At 56.9% G+C, this 16,155-nt stretch carries 16 protein-coding genes; all 16 read left to right on the forward strand.

Going from position 1 to position 16,155, the window contains the following annotated elements; genetic code table 11:
* The first annotated feature begins 188 nt into the window (after nt 1–188).
* The 16 genes from HPT27_RS13010 (at nt 189) to HPT27_RS13085 (ending at nt 16,145) form a co-directional block, all read left to right on the forward strand.
* Complete coding sequence (locus HPT27_RS13010; protein ID WP_172244139.1) at nt 189–512, forward strand: hypothetical protein; 324 nt, start codon at nt 189–191, stop codon at nt 510–512.
* Entirely contained in the window at nt 509–1,954 is a 1,446-nt protein-coding gene (locus tag HPT27_RS13015; RefSeq protein ID WP_172244142.1) for a TolC family protein, read from the forward strand. The genes HPT27_RS13010 and HPT27_RS13015 overlap by 4 nt, the downstream gene beginning before the upstream one ends.
* 17 nt (nt 1,955–1,971) lie before the next feature.
* Complete coding sequence (locus HPT27_RS13020) at nt 1,972–3,390, forward strand: copper oxidase (protein WP_172244145.1); 1,419 nt, start codon at nt 1,972–1,974, stop codon at nt 3,388–3,390.
* 37 nt (nt 3,391–3,427) lie between these two features.
* Nucleotides 3,428–3,964: a cupredoxin domain-containing protein gene (locus HPT27_RS13025; RefSeq protein WP_172244148.1), complete on the forward strand. Its 537-nt coding sequence runs from the start codon at nt 3,428–3,430 to the stop codon at nt 3,962–3,964.
* An 83-nt stretch (nt 3,965–4,047) separates the two neighbouring features.
* On the forward strand, nt 4,048–4,401 hold the full coding sequence (locus tag HPT27_RS13030) for a copper-binding protein (protein WP_211197959.1): 354 nt from the start codon (nt 4,048–4,050) through the stop codon (nt 4,399–4,401).
* A gap of 154 nt (nt 4,402–4,555) precedes the next feature.
* Nucleotides 4,556–4,900: a hypothetical protein gene (locus HPT27_RS13035; protein WP_172244151.1), complete on the forward strand. Its 345-nt coding sequence runs from the start codon at nt 4,556–4,558 to the stop codon at nt 4,898–4,900.
* Nucleotides 4,901–5,079: 179 nt separating this feature from the next.
* Entirely contained in the window at nt 5,080–6,348 is a 1,269-nt protein-coding gene (locus HPT27_RS13040; RefSeq protein WP_172244154.1) for a type II restriction endonuclease, read from the forward strand.
* Nucleotides 6,349–6,380: 32 nt separating this feature from the next.
* The gene (locus HPT27_RS13045; RefSeq protein WP_172244157.1) at nt 6,381–6,767 is read left to right on the forward strand and encodes a hypothetical protein; all 387 of its coding nucleotides are present in this window, start codon (nt 6,381–6,383) and stop codon (nt 6,765–6,767) included.
* Nucleotides 6,768–6,871: 104 nt separating this feature from the next.
* Entirely contained in the window at nt 6,872–7,528 is a 657-nt protein-coding gene (locus HPT27_RS13050) for a class I SAM-dependent methyltransferase (protein ID WP_172244160.1), read from the forward strand.
* 98 nt (nt 7,529–7,626) lie between these two features.
* Nucleotides 7,627–8,055, forward strand: a complete 429-nt coding sequence (locus tag HPT27_RS13055) for a hypothetical protein (protein ID WP_172244164.1) — start codon at nt 7,627–7,629, stop codon at nt 8,053–8,055.
* Nucleotides 8,056–8,173: 118 nt separating this feature from the next.
* The gene (locus HPT27_RS13060) at nt 8,174–8,752 is read left to right on the forward strand and encodes a DUF411 domain-containing protein (RefSeq protein WP_172244167.1); all 579 of its coding nucleotides are present in this window, start codon (nt 8,174–8,176) and stop codon (nt 8,750–8,752) included.
* The gene (locus HPT27_RS13065; RefSeq protein ID WP_172244170.1) at nt 8,749–9,108 is read left to right on the forward strand and encodes a hypothetical protein; all 360 of its coding nucleotides are present in this window, start codon (nt 8,749–8,751) and stop codon (nt 9,106–9,108) included. The genes HPT27_RS13060 and HPT27_RS13065 overlap by 4 nt, the downstream gene beginning before the upstream one ends.
* Before the next feature lie 140 nt (nt 9,109–9,248).
* A complete protein-coding gene (locus HPT27_RS13070; protein WP_172244173.1) occupies nt 9,249–10,439 on the forward strand; it encodes a TolC family protein in 1,191 nt (396 codons plus the stop codon).
* Nucleotides 10,436–11,878, forward strand: a complete 1,443-nt coding sequence (locus tag HPT27_RS13075; RefSeq protein ID WP_172244176.1) for an efflux RND transporter periplasmic adaptor subunit — start codon at nt 10,436–10,438, stop codon at nt 11,876–11,878. The genes HPT27_RS13070 and HPT27_RS13075 overlap by 4 nt, the downstream gene beginning before the upstream one ends.
* 2 nt (nt 11,879–11,880) lie before the next feature.
* Nucleotides 11,881–15,027 carry an efflux RND transporter permease subunit gene (locus HPT27_RS13080; protein ID WP_172244179.1) on the forward strand — a complete coding sequence of 1,049 codons (3,147 nt, stop codon included), beginning with the start codon at nt 11,881–11,883 and terminating at the stop codon, nt 15,025–15,027.
* On the forward strand, nt 15,027–16,145 hold the full coding sequence (locus HPT27_RS13085; RefSeq protein WP_172244182.1) for a porin: 1,119 nt from the start codon (nt 15,027–15,029) through the stop codon (nt 16,143–16,145). The genes HPT27_RS13080 and HPT27_RS13085 overlap by 1 nt, the downstream gene beginning before the upstream one ends.
* Nucleotides 16,146–16,155: the final 10 nt, after the last annotated feature.

Here is a 16,155-nt window from a genome sequence, read left to right on the forward strand (position 1 = left end):
CCAGCCGCTACCAAGGAGATCACGATACCGCTTCCCGTGTCTGCAAGTCTTTCCTGACAAAATTGTAATCTGGATGTCATTTCAGTGTTGGTGTCCTCCAGCCACTATCGAGCGTGATCCGTTTGCGACCTCGCAAGGGGCTGTTTTGGGGCGAGTCCGGAGCCCCGGTTCGACACTTTGAGGTAGCCATGCACGTTATGTGTTTCGCCGTACTGGCGCTGACCGCTGCAGGACAGGCACACGGCCTGTCCGATCCGATGGACGCCGCGGTCGAAGTCCCACCACCGGCCGTTTCCACCAGCCTCAGTAGCTACCGCGCTTGGTCTGAGCAAGCGGTAGGCGACTGGCGTATGGCTAACGACCGGGTTGGCCGCATTGGCGGCTGGAAAGCCTATGCTGCTGAAGCGCAGAACCCCGACACCCCAACTGCCGTAACCATTCCCAAGGGCGAGCCAAACCCGGCTGCCGTTCAGCCAACGCACCCGCCGGCTCATGAGGGTATCCGTCAATGAGCGCTGAGCCTTCTTTGCGCTCATTGCGGGGCGGCCGCTTGCTCGTAAGCGTCGTGACCGCCAGTGCAATGTTGACTGGTTGCGTCAGTTTCAGTCCAGATGGTGGCTTTGCTGCCGTGTCGTCCGCCGCGCGTGAACGTGTGGCCAAGGACGTGGTTTGGATCCGTTCAGACAGCGAGCGCAATACGGTAGAACAGCGGGTCGCCGAGTTGCTCGCCAAACCTTTGTCCGTGGACGATGCCGTACAAATTGCGCTGCTCAACAACCGGGGCCTGCAGGCTTCATACGCGGAACTCCAACTGAGTGAAGCGGCACTGGTTCAGGCCGCACGCCTGCCAAACCCGGCGTTCTCGATGCTGCGGGCCAGCAGCGCCGAAGCCGGTGTGCGCGAGTTCAAAATCGAACAGGCGCTCACTTTCAATATTTTCTCTCTGATTACGATGCCTCAGGCCACCGAAATCGAGCGGCGGCGATTTGAACAGACCCAGCGTGCGGTTACGCTGGACATGTTTCGTTTGGCGAATGCAACGCGTAAAGCGTACTACACCGCCATTGCGGCCGCAGAGACCGTACGCTACCAGCAGCAGGTGCGAGATGCGGCAGAAGCGGCTGCGGAGCTTGCCAGGCGCTTGGCCGCCGTCGGCAACTGGAACAAACTCGAACAGCTGCGAGAGCAGTCGTTTTATGCCGAGGCGGCGTTGGGCCTTGCCGGCGCCGAGCAGGCGAACCTGTCGGCCCGTGAGCAGTTGATTCGACTGCTTGGGCTTTGGGGGTATCAGACCCGTCTTAACTTGCCGGAACGTTTGCCGGACCTGCCTACAGCCCCGACACAGCAAGACAACATCGAGCAGTTGGCCATGGCGCAACGACTCGATCTACAGGCCGTGCGCTTGCACACGGAAGCCTTGGCAAAGAATCTCGGCCTGACCAAAACCACTCGCTTCATCAACGTGCTGGAATTCGGCCCGGCGAGAGTGTTGGAAGGGGCGCGCGACAGCGGCTACAAGACCGGTTACGAGGTTTCTTTCGAGTTGCCGCTGTTTGACTGGGGTGGCGCAAAGGTGGCGACTGCGGAGGCGCTTTATATGCAGGCGCTCAATGTGGCAGCGGAGACCGCCATCAATGCCCGATCGGAAGTGCGGGAAGCCTACTCGGTGTATCGCTTCCAGTATGACATCGCCAAGCACTATCGTGATGAGATCGTTCCCATCAGCAAACGGATTTCGGAAGAAAACCAACTGCGCTATAACGGCATGCTGATTGGCGTGTTCGAGTTGCTGGCCGATGCCCGCTCCCAGATCACAAGTGTCAACGGTTACATCGATTCTCTGCGTGAGTTCTGGATTGCCCAGGCCGATCTAGATATGGCCTTGATTGGCAAACCTGACCTGAACTTGCCTGATATGCCACGCGCATCAGCCACGGCGGCTGCCGAACACTGACACTGGACAATATGCTCATGAAATCCCGACGCGACTTTTTGTTTGGCGCAGGTGCCGTAACGGCGGCATTTTCCGCTGCCTCAGTAAGCAAGGTTGCTTTGGCTGCCTTGCCGGAACTGGTCAGTCAGACAAGCCCGGATACCCAAGCGCCGCTGATGCCGCAGAATGGCAGGCCTTACAACCCCGTGGTGACGCTGAATGGTTGGACACTTCCGTGGCGCATGAATGGTGGGGTGAAGGAGTTTCATTTAGTGGCAGAACCGGTGGTGCGCGAAATGGCGCCGGGGTTCAAAGCGCATCTGTGGGGCTACAACGGTCAGAGTCCAGGCCCGACGATTGAGGTGGTGGAAGGTGATCGGGTACGGATCTTTGTTACCAATCGACTGCCTGAGCACACCAGCATTCATTGGCATGGGCAGCGTCTGCCCAATGGCATGGACGGGGTAGGCGGGCTCAATCAACCCACCATCCACCCGGGAAAGACCTTCGTCTACGAGTTTGTTGCGCGTCGACCCGGAACATTCATGTACCACCCGCATGCCGACGAAATGACCCAAATGGCGATGGGAATGATGGGTTTTTGGGTGACGCATCCCAAAGACCGCCATCCCCTGATCGACGAGGTCGATCGAGATTTCGTTTTCTTGCTCAATGCCTATGACATTGACCCTGGCAGTTACACGCCAAAGATCATGACCATGCTGGATTTCAATCTATGGAGTTGGAATAGCCGCATCTTTCCTGGCATTGATTCGCTCAATGTTCGATGGAAGGATAAAGTCCGGATTCGTATCGGCAACCTGACGATGACCAATCATCCGATGCATCTGCATGGCCACGAATTCCAGGTGACAGGCACCGATGGTGGGCCGACAGCGAAATCCTCCCGCTGGCCGGAGGTGACTGCCGACGTCGCGGTAGGCCAGATGCGGCAGATTGAATTTCTTGCCGATGAAGAAGGTGACTGGGCGTTCCACTGCCACAAAAGCCATCACACGATGAATGCCATGGGGCACGACGTTCCCACCTTGATTGGTGTCGATCACCGCGGGGTGGTCAAGAAAATTACGGAGCTGGTGCCGGATTACATGGCGATGGGCGAGCGAGGCATGGCCGACATGACAGAAATGGAAATGCCCTTGCCGGATAACACCATCCCGATGATGACCGGCGAAGGACCGTTCGGCTCGGTCGAAATGGGTGGCATGTTCACGGTGGTCAAAGTGCGCCGCGAACAGAAACGCAACGATTACAGCAACCCCGGCTGGTTCGCGCATCCCCCGGGCACCGTGGCCTACGAATTTGATGGCGCCCTGGCCGAACCACACCGTCGCCAAGACGGCGGTGGGCATTCGATGCCGCGACAGCACCAGCACCAGCCGGGGCAAGAAATTGAAGTGCAAGTCCGTAAACCCAGTGGTCACAGTGATCACTGAAATCGGTGTATTTAACCTGTGCAGTTGAGGTAACGACATGAGTATTCGCTACACATTAGCCGCCGCGACACTCGCGGTGCTGACATCTTATTCGGCCGTAACGCTCGCGGGTGGCACGCATCCTGGCGAGCACCATCACGACCATGACGAAAGCGCCATCGGGCAAGCGGGTGACGCCGGCAAGGTCTCTCGCACCGTTATGGTAGACATGACCGATGCCATGCGTTTTGTTCCGGCACAGGTGAGTGTCAAACAGAACGAAACGATTCGGTTTGTGGTCAAAAATTCCGGAAAAGTCAAACACGAGTTTGTGCTCGGCACCGAAGCGGCGCTCAAAGAGCATTATCAAGTCATGCTGAAATTTCCGGAGATGGAGCATGCCGATGCCAATATGGTGACGGTGGCGCCGGGCCAAACCGGCGAAGTGATCTGGCAATTCACCAAGTCCGGCAAGGTGGATTTTGCGTGTTTGCAGCCAGGTCATTACGATGCGGGTATGAAGGGCTTGGTGGCGGTTGTCGGGGCGAACATGCCCACCGAAGAAAAAGATGGCCATACCGATCACAAGCATTAATGAGTCGGAATTTTAGTGAGCGCTTGACCGCCACAATGGTGCTTGTCGTGGTGGACAAAACCGTCGGCAACAGGAGAAGGTAGATGAACATGATGATGAAACTCGGACTTGTCTTTGTTGGTGTACTGCTCAATGTCGGTGGCGCGACGTTTGCCCACGAAGGCGAGCATGGCCAGCCGGCCAGCGTTGAGACGCCAGCGATGAATACCGCCGCCGCGTTGACGGAAGGCGAAGTCCGCAAGCTGGACAAAGAGGCTGGCAAAGTGACGTTGAAGCATGCTGAGATCAAAAATCTGGACATGCCCGGCATGACCATGGTGTTTCAGGTTAAGGATAAAGCCCAGCTCGCTGCACTCCAGGTGGGTGACAAGGTCCAATTCCAGGCGATTAGCGACGCCGGCAAGATTGTCATCACCGAGATCCACGTCGTGAAATAGCCCTCATGACTCAGACGGATTTATCACTACCGCCGACTGATAGGATGGCACCACCTTGAACGCCCCTGTCATGGCACTGATCTCGGCCTGTGGCAGCTGGTTACACTCAGAATAGGGAAATCAAATGAAGAGACGATTGGCGTGCGGTCTCATTTTGATTGCCACCGGTACAGCGGCGGCACAGATCGTTGAAATCCAATGGGACAAGGACAACCGCTTCCACTATGAAGGCGAGGTTCCTGCCGGAAAGGCCCTCGAAATTTGCGACAAGCTAACCAAAAACCAAGTGCTGAAATGGCAGTTTACCGGTGCGGCCGCTTTGAACTTCAATATTCATTACCACGACGACAAGGCTGTCGTGTTTCCGGCCAAGCAGGACAATGTCGCGAAGCTCGGTGACACGTTAATCGTGCCAGTCGATCAGGATTACTGCTGGATGTGGAAGAATTTGACGCCGGCGCCAGTCACGCTGCAATTGCAAATCCAGCTGCTAGAGTAAAGTGGTTGGGAAGGAGTCCCCGAGTTCGCCAGTCGCACTCCTCGGTGCAATGGCCTTAAGTCTGTAGCCATTACGGCGTGAGTCAAGTTGTCTGTTTTCCTCTTCGTTAATTGACTCGCTTCGGACAGCGCCACGATGATCGTCGTCGTGGCGCTTTGTTTTTCCGTGGAGCACTTGAAATGACTGATGCGGTACTGGAGATGATTCGGCGTTGGAAAACGGATGAGCGCGGAACCTACCGGACCTGGTTTTTGTGGGAGGAGCGGCTGAAGAATTTCCGCTCCATTCGCCGTGGCCTGCAGGTCGTCATTGACGAGATCGAGCAGGGCCGGTTTGGCAATGCCTACAAAGGCTCGTCCCTGGAAACGGTGGTCGGCTCGATTGCCGAACAGCGGCAGATTTTTCGTGGCGCCGATCACGCGTTCCTGTGGAAACCCAAACTGCGCATTCCGGATATCTACGAGAACAGTGACAATCAGTTCGCGTTCGCCCGGTTTCTGAACAGCTGCTTTTGCGGCAATACCGAACAGGCCATTGTTCAAGCCATTTATCAGCTCGACAGCAAGACCATCAAAGGACTTGGCCCTGCGGTTGCCAATCTGTTGTATTTCCTGCATCCAACGCTGGTCCCGCCGTTCAATACCGCGATTGTCAAGGGTTACAACGCGTTGACCGGCAGCAAGGTGCGCCTGGGCAAGTGGCCCGATTTTCTGGCGATGCGCCAGGGCATGCTCGAGCTCAATCGTCGCTGTGGTGCGGAGCTGTCAAACGATCTGGGCTGTCTCGCCGGTCTGCTTTTCGATATCGGAAGTGAACGGACGGTGATCCCGCCAACCGACGCGAGTCCGGAGGCGTTGAGCCAATGGCGCGAGGCGCTGGCACACGCCGAACAATCCTCCAGCCAGTTCACGAAGCAGCTCGCCGCCGCCGCGGAAAGTGATCACAGCCATACCGAAGTACAAGGCTGGTTGCGCGATCTCGGTCGCGCGCTCGGTTATCGCGTCTGGATCGCCAGCAACGATCGTAATCGCAACTTCAGTGGCGGCCGTCTGGCAGACGGCTGCATGACCGAACTTCCGATCGATTCGGCGACGGCCGTCGCAGAAACGGTCCGCCTGATCGATGTGCTGTGGCTGGCCGGCGAGCGTGACGCTATCGTGGCAGCGTTCGAAGTCGAGCACAGCACCAGTATTTATTCCGGCATCGTCCGGATGTTGGATCTGGCTTTTGGCTATCCCGAACACAGCGAATGCAGCTTCTTTCTGGTGGCGCCGGATGAGCGTGAGAACGATGTGCGTGGCCAGCTGCGCCGCCCGGCATTCGCGCAGATCGGCCATTTGAATGTTCGCTACCTGCCGTACAGCGCATTGCGCACGCACCGGCATACCATGGCGCAGTTTGGCGTCGGCATGAAACCGTTGGATGCCATTGCCCGGCAGTTGAATTAGTGAAGTTAGAAGATAAACAGGAGAATCCGAAAATGGTAAAGACTCGATGGCTGTTGCTCGCTGTAGTTGCTCTGCTGCCGACGCAGCTCTACGCGCATGGCGGCGAGGATCCGGTGGAAGAGCTGCGTCGTTATGACCGCAGCATTGATCAGCAGCTGGAGCAGCTGGAGCAGCTGGAGCAGCTGGAGCAGCTTGAGCAGCTACCGGGCGATTCCGCGGAGCGGATGGAGGTGATCGAGGAACAGGTGGGATTGCTTCTGCGCAAAACCACGCTGCTACGCAACATGATGGCCGCCGATTATCCGCACGTGCAAGAAAAGATGAGCAAATACAAGATGGATTATCTGGAGGCGCTGGATCAGAGCTTGGTGCAAATGCGGGCATTGCTGAAGCAATTCGATGCCATGGTAGAACAGTGATGCAACGACAGAACGTTGTTATACAACTTGTTTCGTATCGCAAACTAATTTTCTAATCTGCGGTGCCGAAGGGTTTCGCAGAATACTACCGAAGCGGAGCGCACATGAAAAAGCAGGGTGAGCCGTATGTTCCAGCGCTGGGATTTCGGTTCCTGACCGGGCTATATGACCCCGTTTTACGTTGGACCACGCGCGAGCGGCGTTTTAAGCGCGCACTATTGGCGCAGGCACGCCTGCAACCCGACTGGCGGGTACTGGATCTTGCTTGCGGTACGGGTACGCTGTCCATCATGGCCAAGCAAGCTGAACCGAGGTTGGCCATTACAGGCATTGATGCGGATTCTGATGTGCTAGCTCGGGCTGTCCGCAAAGCTACCCGGATGGGCGTCGAGATTCCTTTTCAGCAAGGCTTGGCAACTCGACTGCCGTATGCCGATGCAAGTTTCGATTGCGTGTTATCCAGTCTGTTCTTCCATCATCTCGTTCCCGATCAGAAGCGCTTGGCACTGGCCGAAGTGTTCCGTGTTCTTCGACCCGGAGGCGAGCTGCATATCGCTGACTGGGGCAAGGCGAACAATGCGCTGATGCGGATCCTGTTCTACTCTGTTCAGTGGCTGGACGGGTTCAGCCCGACGGCAGACCATGTGGCCGGGCGCTTGCCTGATTACATTCGAGAGGCCGGATTCAATCCGGTCCGTGTTGGTAGGGGCTACGACACGATTTACGGCTCGTTGGCGCTGTTGTATGCGATCAGACCCTGAACGGTGGTGCTCAAAGCGGCAATCCGCTTGATCTGCATCAAATCGCTTACGACTCAAGACCGCTACTGTTACAACAGTGGCGCAGACGGGATGGTGACATGCTGAAAGCACGGAACATTCGACGACTCCAGCGAGGAAGCTTGCTGGTGGCGGCGTTGTTCATGCTTGCGTTGCAGTTGCTATGGGCCTGCAATCTCACCACTGCGTACCAAACCGATGCGCAGTCATCGGAGCATGCTGCAGTGCAGCATGTGTCGGCCCATCAGTTGCCCGTTAGTGAGGGGGAGCATGATTGCTGCCCCGTCAAACCCGCAGCGCACGGTGCCTGCCAAGGTGACTGCCAACTGCTGGACAATGTGTCACCGAAGCTTGAACTGTCGGTAGTCTCTGTGGTTGCCGCCGTTTCCGGTAGCGAACTTGCGCCGGAGCTGTTCCGCACGGCTGGTGTGCACACTCGTTCACCTAGCAGTAATGCCTTTATCCCACGACCACGTCTGACCATCCTCTTTCAAGTTCTCACCATCTGATCACCTTCGGGCTGGTGCGAGGCGCGTAACCGTCGCTTGGTTGCGCGTTCGCACATGTCGCTGATCCCTTGTTCAGCCGACTGGCGCTAGGCGCCACTCCGTATCAGGAAGGTGGTTCATGAGCAAATCCCTTGTGTTCGCGGCAGCATTCTTGCTGCTTGGTTGTTCAGTGGCTGAAGACCCGTCAGCCCGGGACAAATCTGTGCTCGTGTACAAAACGCCAACGTGCCCCTGCTGCGCCACGTATGTGCGCTATCTGGAAAGGAACGGCTACACCACGCATGTCGTGGACTTGGCTCCCTCTCAGCTTTCGAGCAAGCGTGAGGCACTCGGTGTGCCGGCACACCAGCAGTCCTGTCACACCTCCATTTTTCAAAAGTATGTCGTCGAAGGTCACGTGCCGATTGAGGCAATCGAACACTTGCTGGCGAGTCAACCGACGGTCCGCGGCATAAGCGTGCCAGCAATGCCGCTGCATTCGCCCGGCATGGGGCCACGTGGAAACAAGCCGCTGCCGGTTTACCTGCTGGTCAACGCGGGCGAAGTGCCTGTGCCGTTTGAGTACCCCGATCCGGCACTGATAGACAAGTCACCCCATCAAGAAACCGGACCGGTGCAGCTCGATCTGTCCGCGACCAGGGCGAACTCCATGAAGTCGCCTGATTCATCATCACCAGAAGAGGAAATGCCGCAATGAAAACATCTGCCATGAAACTCGCTGCAATCATTCTAGCCACTGTTGCATTCACTGCGAGTGCCGCCGTGCCGGAAGAAACATTCAAGCGAATCCGTCAGCAACAGGCCGAGGCGAGGAAAAAACTTGATGCTGCAGAGAAAGCTGAAGGAGCGGCTCAGGCCGCGATGCTTAATGAGCACTCGAAGATGGTCCAAACCATCCTGAACGATATGCGAATGATGAAGCCTGCGGAGTCGATGTCGATGGAAGAGCACACAAAGTGGATCAAGGAGCATCAGGCACTGATGGATGAGATGCTGACTCAAATGATGAAGGACCACGAAATGATGATGAAAAATTGCCCACACAAACATTGACGAAAAGGCCGGGCAGCGAACGTGCCTGCCCGGCAAAACTCCGCGCATCAAGCGGAAGAGGACTGACAGACATGCGGTTCGTAAAAACAATACCGTTCTGCAGAGGGCTTAAGGCAGGCGTGCTATGCGCGATAGCCACCATGGCGGCCGCGACCGATGAGTCATTGGACTATACCACGCTGCTCCGACGGCTGACCGCTGAACACCCTGAATACGAGGCAATGCGGCATGAAATTGATGCCGCCAAGGCCGCCGTGAATGTGGCAACCGCATTGCCGGACCCGATGATCCGCATCGAGTTGATGGATATAGATCGAGACAATCCCCGACTGCTGCCGGGACAGACTGGGAGCACCCTGTACACGTGGGAGCAAATGTTTCCGCTGTGGGGTAAGCGTGGTTTGAAAGGTGATGTAGCGACCGCAGAAGTTGCGATTCGAACCGCAGGTGCCACGCAAACTCTGGCGGAACTGCGCGCGATGCTTCGGATGGCTTATGCAGAGCTATATGTCGCCCAGCGTGGCCAGATCATCAACGACGAAGTGCTCGTGCTTCTGCGTGAAATGGAGCGCAATGCTCAGGCGAGGTATGCCAATGGGCTGGCTGCACAGCAGGATGTAATCAAAGCCAAGGCAGAGCAGAGCATTCTACTGGCGGAACAGGAAATGCTGCGTGGCGAGGCCGCTCGCGCACAAGCCACGATCAACAGTTTAGTTGGGCAACCGCCTGAAACCACACTGCCGCCGGTCACAGCATTGCCATCGCTGGCGGGTTTTGAGCACGCATATCTGGAGCTGCAGCGACAACAAGGGGGCCAAACACCGACGATGGTCGCAGCCAACGCCAACATTCAGGGCCGGCAAGCCGCTCGGGAGCTCGCCGAACGGGAATGGTATCCGGATTTGACAGTCGGGATTACTCCGGTACAAGTCGACGACAAGTTTGAATCGTGGCAGCTCATGTTTGGTTTCAGTGTGCCGATTTTCGGCACGCGAAGTGGAATGGAGGCGGAAGCTTCCGCCATGCTGCTGACCGCCAAGTCGAGGCGCGATGCTGAGCTGAGGAAGCTGCTCAGCACCGCCACACAAGTGCTAGCAGACTACCGGGCCGCCTGGAAACAAGAACAGATTTATGTGCAGCAGTTGTTGCCGGAAAGTGAACTGAGTTTCCGCTCAGCATCGGCAGGCTACCAATCCGGAAAAGTGGATTTCGACACCCTGATTGAAGCGGAAAGGCAGATCCGGCAGGCGCGATTGCTTGGTCTAGCTGCCGCTGTGAAACAGCAGCGCGCCGCAGCACAGTTTGAACAATTAACGGGGATGCAACCATGAACAGAGCTGCACTCATAGCCGGTGGAGCGCTGCTGCTCGCACTGGGGTTAGTGATCGGCCACTGGACAAGTACGAAAGCAGACAACACGGCCGGTACGCCAACTGAACGTAAACCACTTTATTACCGGCACCCGATGGGCCTTCCGGACACGTCGCCAGTGCCCAAAAAGGACAGCATGGGAATGGACTATTTGCCGGTGTTTGCGGAGAGCGATGCAACACGAAAAATTCTTTACTATCGCAACCCCATGGGGCTGTCTGACACATCGCCTGTACCCAAAACAGACAGTATGGGAATGGATTACCTACCAGTCTATGAGGGGGAGGAGGCTGCGGGCAAATTGGTTCGGATCAGCCCGGAAAAGGTACAGAAGCTTGGTGTCAAGCTTGAGTCAGTACAACGACGACAAATTCAGCGGCCGGTGCGCGCTGTCGGAACCATTGAGGCGGACGAACGGACGCTAACCACGATCGCGCCACGGTTTGAAGGCTGGGTCGAAACATTGCACGCCAACGAAACCGGACGACAGATTGGCCGCGGCCAGCCACTTTTCGACGTGTACAGTCCTGAACTGGTGGCCGCGCAACAAGAGTATTTGTTGGCGTTGGAAGCACGGCAATCGCTCTCGGGTGAGATGGCCAGCGAGTTGCTTCGAACAGCCAGATTGCGGTTGCTCAACTGGCAACTGACTGAAGCAGACATTCAGGCGCTTGAGCGAACACGAAAGCCGCAGCGTAGCGTTTCATTCCGGTCTCCTATCAATGGCGTCATCCTCGAGAAAATGGTCACGCAAGGCATGCGCTTTATGCCAGGCGACGCACTGTATCGGCTTGCTGAACTGAAGACAGTATGGCTGATTGCCAATGTCTATGAGCAGGATCTGTCGGCGCTACAGCTGGGGCAGCCGGTTACGTTATCGGTCGCTGCATTTCCTGGCGAATCGTTCAACGGCCGTATCACCTTTATTTATCCCGTGCTGGCGGATGAAACACGCACGGCCCGGGTGCGGATCGAGCTGCCAAACCCTGAGCGTCGCCTGCTGCCAGGCATGTACGGACATGTCAATGTCCAACCGACCGAGGATGCGGTGCCGGTGTTGAGTGTGTCGGATTCAGCGCTGATGGACAGTGGCAAACAGCAACTGGTTCTGGTGCAGGTCGGCGATGGCATATTTGAGCCTCGTCCTGTGCAGGCAGGTCGTCGTGGCGACGGCTACATCGAAATTCTTTCGGGGCTGGCCGAAGCAGAGCAGGTTGTCGTCAGTGCCAACTTCCTGATCGATGCGGAGAGCAATCTGAAAGCGGCCATTGGCAGTTTCGGTCATGCCGGCCACGGAGCCTCACCAGCAACGGAGGCATCGAAAGCTGAGCACACCAAACATACCACCCCAGCGGAGGCGCCTGTATCCGCGCCAGAAGCGGCTCACGAGGGGCACTGATCATGTTGGAGCGTGTCATCACGTGGTCGCTGCGAAACCTATTTCTGATCATTTTGTTTTCTGTCGCCGTATTGGCAGGTGGCATCTATGCGCTTTGGAAAACACCACTGGATGCCCTGCCGGATCTCTCCGATGTTCAGGTGATTGTCTACACCGAGTATCCAGGCCAGGCACCGCAAGTTGTCGAGGACCAAGTCACTTATCCATTGACAACCGCCATGCTGGCCGTGCCGCAATCGAAAGTGGTGCGTGGGTTTTCGTTCTTCGGATCGTCGTTCGTCTATGTCATTTTTGAAGACGGTACCGATATCTACTGGGCTCGCTCGCGTGTGCTTGAGTATTTGAACTCGGTATCGGATCGGCTCCCCCGCGGCGTTTCTCCGGTACTGGGTCCTGACGCTACCGGGGTGGGTTGGGTCTACCAATACGCGCTGACCAGTGACCGTCACGATCTGGGGCAACTACGAGCCCTGCAAGACTGGTTTGTTCGCTACCAGTTGACCAAAGCCCATGGTGTCGCCGAAGTCGCTAGCGTCGGCGGCTTTGTCAAACAGTATCAGGTGACCGTCGATCCACATCGGCTGCAGGCCTACAACATTTCGCTTGAAACGGTTATGGCTGCGATTCGGCGCAGCAACCAGGATGTCGGCGGTCGGGTGGTGGAGCTGTCAGAACGCGAATACATGGTTCGTGGTAAGGGCTATTTACGCGGCATTTCGGATCTGGAAACGATCGTTATAAAGGCAGAGCGCGGTACACCGGTCCTGCTTCGTGATGTGGCGCGCATTGAGCTGGGACCCGATGAGCGACGCGGGGTGACGGAACTCAATGGCGAAGGAGAGGTCGTCGCTGGCATCGCCATGGCGCGCTACGGTCAGAACGCGCTCGACGTCATCCATTCGGTCAAGGCCAGAGCTGGCGAGATTGAATCTGGCCTTCCGGAGGGCGTCAAGATTGAAACGGTGTACGACCGCTCCGATCTGATCCATCGCGCCATTGCCAACCTCACCGGAACCTTGATTGAAGAGAGTGTAATCGTCGCACTCGTCTGCGCGGTGTTCCTGTTGCATGTGCGCAGTGCACTTGTCGCCATCCTGATGTTGCCACTCGGTGTATTGATGGCGTTCATTACCATGCGCTGGCTCGGAATAAACTCCAACATCATGAGTCTGGGCGGGATAGCCATTGCCATTGGCGCTATGGTCGATGCCGCCATCGTCATGATCGAAAACGCCCACAAGCACCTTGAGCACGATGACGGCAGTTCTTCGCGCGTTGATCTGATGATCCGAGCTTGCCGTGAAGTGGGGCCCGCTCTGTTCTTCAGCCTTCTGATCATCACCGTTTCCTTCTTGCCTGTCTTTACCTTGGAAGCGCAAGAAGGACGCCTGTTTCAACCGCTGGCGTACACCAAGACCTTCGCGATGGCCGCGGCCGCCTTGCTCTCCATTACGGTGGTGCCGGTCTTGATGTTCCTGTTCATTCGCGGCCGCATCCTGCCGGAGAAGAAAAACCCTGTTAACCGCTTCCTGATTTGGCTGTACCGACCGGTGATTGATGCGGTGCTACGGTTCAAGAGGACAACCATTGCGGTCGCGATCGCCGTGATGTTGCTGTCGGCGTTTCCGGCCAGCCGACTTGGCAGCGAATTCATGCCGACGCTGAACGAGGGCACGTTGTTGTACATGCCTGCAACCCTGCCGGGGCTCTCTGTCACGAAGGCAGCAGAGATCCTCCAGCAACAGGACCGCATCATCCGCGGATTCCCGGAGGTGGACTCGGTTTTTGGCAAGGCCGGACGGGCCATGACGGCTACTGATCCCGCGCCGCTTGAGATGTTCGAGACGGTCATCAACCTGAAGCCAGAGAACGAATGGCGCGAGGGTATGACGATGGAAAAATTGGTCGCGGAGATGGACCAAGCGCTGCAGTTTCCGGGCATCAGCAATGCGTGGACCATGCCGATCAAAGCTAGGATCGACATGCTCTCCACCGGCATCCGTACGCCCATCGGTATCAAGGTATTTGGCAAAGAGCTCGGTGAAATGGAGCGTATCGCCAAGGCCATTGAGGCGGCGGTCAAAACGGTCCCCGGGACCACGAGCGCCTATGCCGAACGAATTACCGGAGGTTATTACCTGACGATCGAGCCAGACAGAAATGCCCTGGCACGCTACGGCATGACCGTTGGTGAAGTGCAAGATGTGATCGCGAGTGCACTCGGTGGTGAAATGGTAACGACAACGGTCGAAGGCAGGGAGCGGTTTTCGGTCAGCGTCCGGTACCCACGCGAGTTGCGCAATGATCCGGAAGCCATCGGCCAGCATGTGCTGGTTCCGACAATGGATGGCGCGATGATCCCGTTAGGCCAGTTGGCAACACTCAAACTTGAACTTGGGCCGCCGGGCATACGTACTGAAAATGCGCTGTTGTCCGCCTATGTCTTCGTCGATATCCGAGATCGGGACATTGGCAGCTATGTCAAAGACGCCCAAAAGGCGGTCTCCGAGCAAGTTCAGTTCCCTGCCGGTTATTACGCCACCTGGAGTGGCCAGTTCGAATACATGGAGCGCGCCAAGGCCAAGCTGATGATCGTTGTGCCGGTTACGTTATTGCTGATCTTCCTGCTGCTCTATCTCAACTTCCGTCGAATGACTGAAACACTCATTGTCATGTTATCGGTCCCCTTTGCCCTCATTGGCGGGGTGTGGCTGATGTGGTGGCTGAATTACAACCTCAGTGTTGCAGTTGCGGTCGGATTCATTGCGTTGGCGGGCGTTGCGGCCGAGACCGGTGTTGTGATGTTGATTTACCTCGACCACGCCCTCTCAGCCGTACGCGAGCGTCGAGAACGCGAAGGGGTGCCGCTTTCGCGCGCCGATTTGCGCGCAGCCGTAATGGAAGGTGCGGTCGAACGGGTTCGTCCGAAAATGATGACGGTTGTTGCCATCATGGCGGGATTGTTGCCAATCATGTGGGGCAGCGGGACCGGCTCGGAAGTGATGCGACGGATTGCCGCACCGATGGTGGGCGGGATGATCTCATCGACGGTGTTGACACTGGTCGTGATCCCCGTGCTCTACACCCTGATCAAACAACGACAACTCAAATTGTCTGCCAATGAATCGTCCACTGAAGGAGACTTGTGATGGGTCGATTGCTCGCGTTTTCCCTATTGAGTGTGTGCGTGACCGCGGCTGTCAAGGCTGCCGATGACAGACCGGTCGGTGATGATCGATTTGCCCTCGTTGGCTATGGTGATGTCCGGTATATGCAGGAGGACGTGGCCGACGTCAGCACGTTTTCTGCCCGATTTGTCCCGATCTTTCTGTTTCGACTGAGCGACAGGATGCATGTCGAGGCGGAGTTGGAGATTGCCGCCGGCGAAGACGGCGAAACAGAGCAGGAGTTGGAGTATGCCAACCTGCATTATTTTCTGTCCGACACAACCACCATCACAGCCGGAAAATTCCTGCTGCCGTTCGGCCGGTTCAGCTCGCAGTTTCATCCCAGCTGGATCAACCGGATGCCGTTCAACCCGGGTATCTACGGCACTCACGGTGCAGGAGCAGGCGCCATGGTGCCGTTACTGCCGGTTTTGTCGGATACCGGTATCGCCGTGCAAAAGACCGTATCAACCGGTAGCGGCCAGAAACTGCTGTTCGATGTGTTTGTAACCAATGGGCCTTGGGTGGAGGATGCGCCAGACGATGACATGGGAGAACCGGAAGAAAGCGAGATGCCGGAGCTCGAATTCGAACCCCGCAGCCAGGACAGCAACCGGGATAAAGCCGTCGGTGGTCGAGTGGCCTATGCATGGCTGCCGCAATTGGAGATCGGCGCGTCCTGGTATCAGGCGGCCTATGACGAGGACGAGTCGCTCGCGTTCACCGCTCGCGGGGTCGATCTTAACTGGATAGGGTCTCACTATCTGCTGCGGGGCGAATACATTCGCACGGAAACTGATGTGCTCATGGAAAGCGAAGCGGGCGGCGGAATGGCGCTTGAAGAAGACGCCATTGCCAGAGAGGGCTGGTACTTGCAGGCCACGATCAAGCTGGGCGAGTGGCTGCCGAGTCTCGGCGCATTGGAAGCAGTTATCGAGCGTTCCGAGGTCACGCCGGTCGAGGCATCGACACGATGGGCCTATGGGCTCAACTACTGGCTTGATGCCCGTAGCGTGATCAAGCTGGCGTATGAGGAAACCGAGGTGACCGAAGGTGAAGACGACAGTCGTCTGGTTGCGCAGCTGAGCTTTGGCTTCTGAGAATGGAGAC

It is taken from the genome of Permianibacter fluminis, assembly GCF_013179735.1.
In the GTDB taxonomy this organism is placed as follows: domain Bacteria; phylum Pseudomonadota; class Gammaproteobacteria; order Enterobacterales; family Permianibacteraceae; genus Permianibacter; species Permianibacter fluminis.

Coding starts and splice junctions, on each gene's coding strand:
- HPT27_RS13050 (WP_172244160.1), top strand. CDS start 6,872: ATGAAAAAGCAGGGTGAGCCGTATGTTCCAGCGCTGGGATTTCGGTTC.
- HPT27_RS13070 (WP_172244173.1), top strand. CDS start 9,249: ATGGCGGCCGCGACCGATGAGTCATTGGACTATACCACGCTGCTCCGA.
- HPT27_RS13075 (WP_172244176.1), top strand. CDS start 10,436: ATGAACAGAGCTGCACTCATAGCCGGTGGAGCGCTGCTGCTCGCACTG.
- HPT27_RS13020 (WP_172244145.1), top strand. CDS start 1,972: ATGAAATCCCGACGCGACTTTTTGTTTGGCGCAGGTGCCGTAACGGCG.
- HPT27_RS13040 (WP_172244154.1), top strand. CDS start 5,080: ATGACTGATGCGGTACTGGAGATGATTCGGCGTTGGAAAACGGATGAG.
- HPT27_RS13055 (WP_172244164.1), top strand. CDS start 7,627: ATGCTGAAAGCACGGAACATTCGACGACTCCAGCGAGGAAGCTTGCTG.
- HPT27_RS13030 (WP_211197959.1), top strand. CDS start 4,048: ATGAACATGATGATGAAACTCGGACTTGTCTTTGTTGGTGTACTGCTC.
- HPT27_RS13080 (WP_172244179.1), top strand. CDS start 11,881: ATGTTGGAGCGTGTCATCACGTGGTCGCTGCGAAACCTATTTCTGATC.
- HPT27_RS13045 (WP_172244157.1), top strand. CDS start 6,381: ATGGTAAAGACTCGATGGCTGTTGCTCGCTGTAGTTGCTCTGCTGCCG.
- HPT27_RS13065 (WP_172244170.1), top strand. CDS start 8,749: ATGAAAACATCTGCCATGAAACTCGCTGCAATCATTCTAGCCACTGTT.
- HPT27_RS13085 (WP_172244182.1), top strand. CDS start 15,027: ATGGGTCGATTGCTCGCGTTTTCCCTATTGAGTGTGTGCGTGACCGCG.
- HPT27_RS13060 (WP_172244167.1), top strand. CDS start 8,174: ATGAGCAAATCCCTTGTGTTCGCGGCAGCATTCTTGCTGCTTGGTTGT.
- HPT27_RS13010 (WP_172244139.1), top strand. CDS start 189: ATGCACGTTATGTGTTTCGCCGTACTGGCGCTGACCGCTGCAGGACAG.
- HPT27_RS13025 (WP_172244148.1), top strand. CDS start 3,428: ATGAGTATTCGCTACACATTAGCCGCCGCGACACTCGCGGTGCTGACA.
- HPT27_RS13015 (WP_172244142.1), top strand. CDS start 509: ATGAGCGCTGAGCCTTCTTTGCGCTCATTGCGGGGCGGCCGCTTGCTC.